Genomic DNA, 6,856 nt, shown 5'->3' on the forward strand with positions numbered 1-6,856 from the left:
CCCCGCTAATTTAACTATTTAATGATTCCCTTTTAAAATCTCCGTTCTTTCCACCTGTCTTTTCTGCTAAATAGGTTGGTCCGATAATCATGCCTTTATCAACCGCCTTACACATATCATACACAGTTAACGCACAAACTGAGGCAGCTGTAAGAGCTTCCATTTCAACACCAGTACTCCCTTTTGTTTTAACAGAAACCGTAATTTCAAGTTTATACTGATCAGTTCCCACTGACCAACCAAATGATATATCAACACCTTTTAATGAAAGAGGATGACACATCGGAATGAGTTCAGACGTTTTTTTGGCAGCCATTATACCTGCCACCTGTGAAACAGCAAGGACATCTCCCTTGCTAATTTTATTATCTACTATTTGCTCGTAAATTGTTTTGTTAACTGTTACACTCGTTTTTGCAATCGCTGTTCTAACAGTATCTGATTTTTCACTAATATCAACCATTTTGGCGCGACCTTGCTCATTAAAATGAGTAAATGAAGACATCTTAAAAAACCTCCAATAAAACTATACACTATTTTACCACATCTGTCTTACGAACATCTGTGAAGAATGTCATTGCATGTTGCTCTATTAAGATAATACAGATAAACTATTTATAGGAAACAAGAGGTGAAAAAGCATGATATTACTACAGGTAAATCAGCTCAAAAAATATTTTGCTGCTGATCTTATTTTATCCAATATAAAACTAGAAGTACAATCCAAAGATAGAATTGCGCTTGTTGGAAGAAACGGCGCTGGGAAGTCAACATTATTAAAAATTATTGCTGGACAGATGTCCTATGATAGTGGCGAAATTATTAAGCCTAAAACTGTTACCATTGATTACCTTGCTCAAGACACTGGGCTAGAATCTAGCCTTACCATCTGGGAAGAGATGTTAACCGTTTTTGCTCCACTTCGCAAGCTTGAAGAAGAACTGCGAAATCTGGAAGTTAAAATGGGGGACCCTTCAGTCTTTGAAAACCAGGCTAGATATCAAAAATTACTTGAGGAATATGATCAATTACAAGTTGATTTTAAAGAGCAAGGTGGGTATCAGTACGAGGCAGATATTCGCTCCATCTTACATGGCTTTAATTTTTCTGAGTTTGATTATTCAACTTCTATTTCTACCTTAAGCGGTGGTCAAAAGACTAGATTAGCGTTGTGTAAGCTTTTACTTTCAAAACCAGATTTACTCATTCTAGATGAACCTACAAACCATCTAGACATCAGTACACTTACATGGCTTGAACAGTACCTGCAAGGATACCCGGGTGCTCTACTCATAGTCTCACACGACCGTTATTTTCTTGATAAAGTTGTAACGCAGGTTTATGAAATCTCAAGAATGACAAGTACCAAGTTTGTAGGGAATTACAGTAATTATTTAAAGCTTAAAGCAGAAAACTATGAGCTTGAAATGAAGAAATATGAGAAGCAGCAAGATGAAGTAGAGAAATTAAAGGAATTTATCGCAAAAAACCTTGTTAGAGCTTCTACTACAAAACGTGCTCAAAGTAGAAGAAAACAACTTAATCGAATGGAGCTAATGGATAGACCATTAGGAGATGAAAAATCAGCTTCCTTTCACTTCGAGATTGAAAAGCAAAGTGGGAATGATGTATTAACAGCTAATGACGTTTCCGTTTCCTATGAAAAGGACAAGCCCATTATAAAAAATGTCAACTTCTCTATCTATAGGGAAGACAGCATTGCTTTAGTTGGGCCGAACGGAATAGGGAAATCCACTTTATTAAAAGCAATTATTGATAAACTAGACCATGTAGACGGTAGTTTCCGTTTTGGCTCTCATGTAACTGTCGGTTACTATGACCAACAGCAAGCAAACTTAACTTCTAATAAACGAGTTTTAAATGAGCTGTGGGATGAATTCCCACTTAAACCGGAAAAAGAAATACGAACTGTACTAGGTAATTTTCTTTTTTCAGGAGACGATGTACTTAAAACTGTTTCAACTCTAAGTGGCGGAGAAAAGGCTCGACTTGCTTTAGCGAAGCTCATGTTAGAAAAATCAAACTTTCTTATTCTAGACGAGCCAACAAACCACTTGGACCTCGATAGTAAGGAAGTCTTAGAAAACGCCTTAGTGGATTACCCTGGAACTATCTTATTTGTATCCCATGACCGATACTTTATTAACCGAATAGCTACAAAAGTATTTGAGTTATCCACAGAGGGTCTTACAGAATATCTCGGTGACTATGACTATTATCTAGAGAAAAAGGAAGAAATGGACGAACTAGCTAAGCTGGAAAGCCAAGATAACAAGTCTATTAATAAAGTGGTTGTTCAAGAAAAGACTTCCTACGAACAAGAAAAAGAAGTAAAGAAACAAGAACGCCAACGCAAACGCAGAATTGAAGAAATCGAACTCGAAATTTCTACCCTCGAAGAAACGATTGAAGCAAATGAGGAACTGCTATGTGATCCTGAGGTTTATCAAAATCATGAAGAAGTTCAAAGAATTAATGAAGAAAATGAGAAGTGTTCTGCTAGACTTGAAGCATTAATGGAAGAATGGGAAACACTTCATGAGGTTAGCAGTTAAGGTCACTATATAAGTCTTAAGGCATAGTCTTTGGTTTCGTCCAAATACCACCGTTTGCATTCTAAAGTTATCCCCAACTCTAACAAAAAAGAGTTGGGGGTTTTTTTATTACAAGATAAGTCAAAATTCGACCTCTATATTAAAAAGTTTTCCACAATTCAAATAGTTATACACGGAGTTGTCCACATTATCCACAATTAGTGCGGATTTTATCCACAAAAAATGTCCACATGTCGAATCTTAGAATAAATATGTTTTTTTATACTTTTCCACAACTGTTGAAGAATTGTGGATAATTTATCAACAAAAAAGGTCCTGTTAAAAGGACCTTTTTACTAGTCGTCAGACTACCTTTCTATATCTAAACCCGGATTAGCATTCAGAGCATATGAGGAACGTTTCCCTTTCTCATATAGTACACTCCCAACAGCTGCTATCATGGCAGCATTGTCCGTACATAGAGAAAGTGGAGGAATAATTAATTTCATATCATCCACCGATGAAAACTCTTTTTCCAAAGCATGGCGTAGTCCCTTATTCGCTGCAACGCCACCTGCAAGTAAAACCTGTTTCACTTTATATTCTTTTGCAGCTTTCATAGTCTTCGTTACTAGTACATCAATTACACTAGCTTGAAAACTTGCTGCCAGATCTTTGGGATCAATAGACTCCCCTCTTTGTTCAGCATTATGAAGGGTATTGATAACAGCTGATTTTAATCCACTAAAGCTAAAATCGTACGAGTTTTCCTCTAGCCATGCCCTTGGTAAATCGATTGTAGGTGATCCTTCATGAGCTAACCTGTCAATATGAGGGCCACCCGGATATGGTAGATGTAAAGTTCTAGCTACCTTATCGTATGCCTCACCTGCAGCATCATCTCTTGTTTCCCCAATCACTTTAAAAGAACCATGTTCCTCCATATAGACAAGCTCCGTATGCCCTCCAGAAACAACAAGAGCTAATAAGGGAAACTCTAGTTCTTCAATTAAGCGATTAGCATAAATATGACCTGCAATATGATGAACACCAAGAAGCGGAATATTATGAGCAAATGCTACAGCCTTAGCCGCATTCACTCCTACAAGCAGTGCCCCTACTAATCCAGGTCCTTCTGTAACGGCAATGCCATCAATATCTTGAAAAGATACATTCGCCTGCTTCATCGCTTCATCAAGAACAATCGTAATTTCCTCCACATGATGTCTAGAAGCGATCTCCGGTACTACTCCTCCAAACCGTTTGTGGCTCTCAATTTGAGATGCTACAACATTTGAAAGTATTTCCCTTCCGTTCTTTATGATTGATACAGCTGTTTCGTCACAGCTCGTTTCGATTCCCATAATTATCTGGTCTTTACTCATTTAAATTCACCCACATTACTAATGCATCTTCTAGATTATCTGTATAATAATTTTTTCGAATCCCACCAGGCTTAAAACCTAACTTACGATAAAGCGATTGAGCAACATGGTTTGAGACACGGACCTCTAAGGTCATTGTAACAGCACGATGTTGCATTGCTAAAATTTTTACCTGCATTAATAAAGCTTCCCCGAGCTTCTTCCCCCTATAATCAGGCAAAACAGCGATATTCGTAATATGAGCCTCATCTAAGATAAGCCACATTCCGCAATATCCTATAACCCGATTATTGTCGGTCATAACAATATACTTTGCAAATTGATTATGAACAAGTTCGTTATAAAAAGCTTCTCTCTTCCACGGTACAGTAAAAGAAGATTCTTCTACTTTTAGAACCTCATCAATATCATCCAACGTCATAAAACGAAACAATACTTGTTCTGTCATTAGATCCTCCATGTTACCCCTGCCTTTTTCCGAGCCAATTAGCCTCCGCTTCTGCCATACGAATATAGTTTGGTACAAATGTATGAACATCCTCAGGCTCTCTATTCCTTCCAAGTAAAGCGAGTTCACTTGGTCTAGGATTCCAATCTGTATATGGTGCAACATATGCAAGTTCAGCTAATCCTGTTTTTATTTTTTCTTCATGTATAGGTAAATCGTTTCCGATAAATAAAACCTTTGTTTCTTCACTTTTTAATTCAGTTAGCCAATCTGTTAAAAGAATAATTTGATCTGATTTTTCACAATACAAATCTTGGCCATGGTATCGATAGAGTCCTGTATACACTTGTCCTCTTCTTGCATCAAAAATCGGGGATATAACACCGTCAAAATACCTACCATTGGCGGCCACGACTTCTAAGCTAGAGACACCTACTAATGGAATATTCAATGACCAAGCTAGCGTTTTAGCAATTGTTACCCCAATTCTAACACCTGTATAAGACCCTGGACCTTTAGCTACAACAATCTTTTCAAGTTCATTTGCCCGTATACCACATTCTTGTAACAGCTGTTGAATTGCTGGCATGACGCGAACCGAATGATTTTTAGGAAGATTGGTTATAAATTCGCCTACAACCTTTTCCCCTTCAAGCAGCGCAATCCCTAAAACATAATTTGATGTATCTATTGATAATACTTTCATTAGATAAAAATCTCCTTACAAAGTTCTTGATATCGAGCCCCAAAAGGTGTAACAGAAATTTTCCGTGAAGTATCACCTTGATGCTCAATTGATATGATAAGTCGTTCATTGGGAAGTTGCTCTTCAATAAGATGGGCCCATTCAACAACAGTGACTCCATCCCCTTCAAAATATTCATCAAATCCTAAGTCCTCATCACTATTTTCAAGTCGATAAACATCCATATGATAAAGGGGTAAGCGACCTTGATACTCTTTAATAATTGTAAATGTTGGACTATTCACTGTCCTTGTAATACCAAGACCTTTTGCAAGCCCCTTTGTAAAAGTTGTCTTACCTGCACCTAGATCCCCTTCAAGCGTGATAACATCACCAGGCTGTAATTTTTCAGCTAACCTAAGCGAAAAATTCAAAGTTTCATCTGGACTGTTTGTAACTAGTTCATAATTTTCCATTACCTCACCCTATTTTGTAAAATGGTTATATCCTTTTCTATCAATTGTATAATAAGTTCCATCTCTATATAGATAAACGATTGGTTCACCACTTGATACAGTACCAATCTTTTTAATAGGCAGCCCTGATTGATCAGATACCTTTTTCACATGTTGCCAGTCAGTAGGTGACATGGTACCTACCAACTGAAAATCTTCTCCACCATATAAGGCATATTCAAGAGACTTGCTTTTCGCCACTTCTTTAATAGACTCGCTATATGGTATCAGTTCTTCGTTAATCGTAATAACAACTTGACTAGATTTAGCTATTTCGTTAGCCTCACTAGCTAAACCATCACTTATATCATTTAATGACACTCTTTCTAGTTTAGACAAAGTTCTACCAATCTCAACCTGCGGCTCTGGATATTGATGCTTCGATACAAGATTTTTTTCGTGCTCAGAAAATGAAAACTCTTTTCCTTTATGTAAAAGTAGCTCTAACCCTGCAGCAGAATCACCGAGAGTGCCAGTTACAAATACAATGTCCCCCGGCTTAGCATTACTTCTTAAAAGGTGTTTGTCCTTCTCTACTACTCCAAGAACAGTCACTGTTACTGTTAATGTATCCGCAATTGAAACAGTATCACCACCAATTAAGTCCATTTTATACTTATTTGCCAGCATTGCCATACCATCGTAAATAGATAACAGATCAGCTTCACTCCACTTTTTTGGAATGGCAATAGATACTAAATAAAAAGTTGGAATGCCGCCCATTGCAGCAATGTCACTTATATTTACGGCCAACGCTTTATACCCTACTTGGGAAGGTGACATTGTATCAGTAGTAAAATGAACACCCTCTACCATTGTATCCATACAGATAACTTGCTCCATATCTTGTACTGGACGAAAAAGAGCTGCATCATCTCCAATTCCAGTTAATAGACCTGTTTGGAACGTTCGCACTGGCTTTATTCGATCAATAAAAGCAAATTCATCTTGAATTGCCAAGTTATTCACTCCTATATACATAAACTATAGTGCAACTCTTTGTAAACTTGAGTTCTAGTTAAAAAAATCCTTAGGACTACTCCTAAGGATTCATGTTGTGTATTTAGTTTACATTATTTCAACAAAATCTTCAAAAATAGATAGCAAATTTACATAATATTTGACTAATCCTATCATGTTTCAACTTTTGGGCAAAAAAAAACGAAACATCCTGTTTCGGTTTTCAAAAAATATGGCGGTCCCGACCGGGATCGAACCGGCGATCTCCTGCGTGACAGGCAGGCATGTTAACCGCTACACCACGGGAC

At 37.3% G+C, this 6,856-nt stretch carries 7 protein-coding genes; 1 reads left to right on the plus strand and 6 read right to left on the minus strand.

The window, feature by feature from the left end; genetic code table 11:
* Positions 1–10 precede the first annotated feature (10 nt).
* Entirely contained in the window at positions 11–505 is a 495-nt protein-coding gene (gene moaC, locus AB3M96_RS21850; RefSeq protein ID WP_412969726.1) for a cyclic pyranopterin monophosphate synthase MoaC, read from the minus strand.
* 136 nt (positions 506–641) lie between these two features.
* On the opposite strand from moaC, the gene AB3M96_RS21855 reads away from it, so the two are divergent.
* Entirely contained in the window at positions 642–2,576 is a 1,935-nt protein-coding gene (locus AB3M96_RS21855) for an ABC transporter ATP-binding protein (RefSeq protein ID WP_412969727.1), read from the plus strand.
* Positions 2,577–2,923: 347 nt separating this feature from the next.
* On the opposite strand, the gene tsaD is transcribed toward AB3M96_RS21855, so the two are convergent.
* The 5 genes from tsaD to thiL are packed head-to-tail and all read right to left on the minus strand — an operon-like array spanning position 2,924 to position 6,557.
* Positions 2,924–3,940: a tRNA (adenosine(37)-N6)-threonylcarbamoyltransferase complex transferase subunit TsaD gene (gene tsaD, locus AB3M96_RS21860; protein ID WP_412969728.1), complete on the minus strand. Its 1,017-nt coding sequence runs from the start codon at positions 3,938–3,940 to the stop codon at positions 2,924–2,926.
* Positions 3,933–4,388: a ribosomal protein S18-alanine N-acetyltransferase gene (gene rimI / locus AB3M96_RS21865; RefSeq protein WP_412969729.1), complete on the minus strand. Its 456-nt coding sequence runs from the start codon at positions 4,386–4,388 to the stop codon at positions 3,933–3,935. The genes tsaD and rimI overlap by 8 nt, the downstream gene beginning before the upstream one ends.
* Before the next feature lie 13 nt (positions 4,389–4,401).
* Entirely contained in the window at positions 4,402–5,094 is a 693-nt protein-coding gene (tsaB, locus tag AB3M96_RS21870) for a tRNA (adenosine(37)-N6)-threonylcarbamoyltransferase complex dimerization subunit type 1 TsaB (RefSeq protein ID WP_412969730.1), read from the minus strand.
* Positions 5,094–5,549 (minus strand): tRNA (adenosine(37)-N6)-threonylcarbamoyltransferase complex ATPase subunit type 1 TsaE, encoded by a 456-nt coding sequence (gene tsaE, locus AB3M96_RS21875; protein ID WP_412969731.1) that lies wholly within the window; start codon positions 5,547–5,549, stop codon positions 5,094–5,096. The genes tsaB and tsaE overlap by 1 nt, the downstream gene beginning before the upstream one ends.
* Before the next feature lie 9 nt (positions 5,550–5,558).
* Positions 5,559–6,557 carry a thiamine-phosphate kinase gene (gene thiL / locus AB3M96_RS21880; RefSeq protein ID WP_412969732.1) on the minus strand — a complete coding sequence of 333 codons (999 nt, stop codon included), beginning with the start codon at positions 6,555–6,557 and terminating at the stop codon, positions 5,559–5,561.
* Positions 6,558–6,856: the final 299 nt, after the last annotated feature.

Origin of the sequence: Ferdinandcohnia jepli, from assembly GCF_047246645.1 — a bacterium.
GTDB lineage: Bacteria > Bacillota > Bacilli > Bacillales > Bacillaceae_L > Ferdinandcohnia.

Bases quoted from the DNA above. Each gene is read 5' to 3' on its own strand.
- moaC (WP_412969726.1), bottom strand. From the start codon at position 505: ATGTCTTCATTTACTCATTTTAATGAGCAAGGTCGCGCCAAAATGGTT.
- tsaB (WP_412969730.1), bottom strand. From the start codon at position 5,094: ATGAAAGTATTATCAATAGATACATCAAATTATGTTTTAGGGATTGCG.
- rimI (WP_412969729.1), bottom strand. From the start codon at position 4,388: ATGACAGAACAAGTATTGTTTCGTTTTATGACGTTGGATGATATTGAT.
- AB3M96_RS21855 (WP_412969727.1), top strand. From the start codon at position 642: ATGATATTACTACAGGTAAATCAGCTCAAAAAATATTTTGCTGCTGAT.
- tsaD (WP_412969728.1), bottom strand. From the start codon at position 3,940: ATGAGTAAAGACCAGATAATTATGGGAATCGAAACGAGCTGTGACGAA.
- tsaE (WP_412969731.1), bottom strand. From the start codon at position 5,549: ATGGAAAATTATGAACTAGTTACAAACAGTCCAGATGAAACTTTGAAT.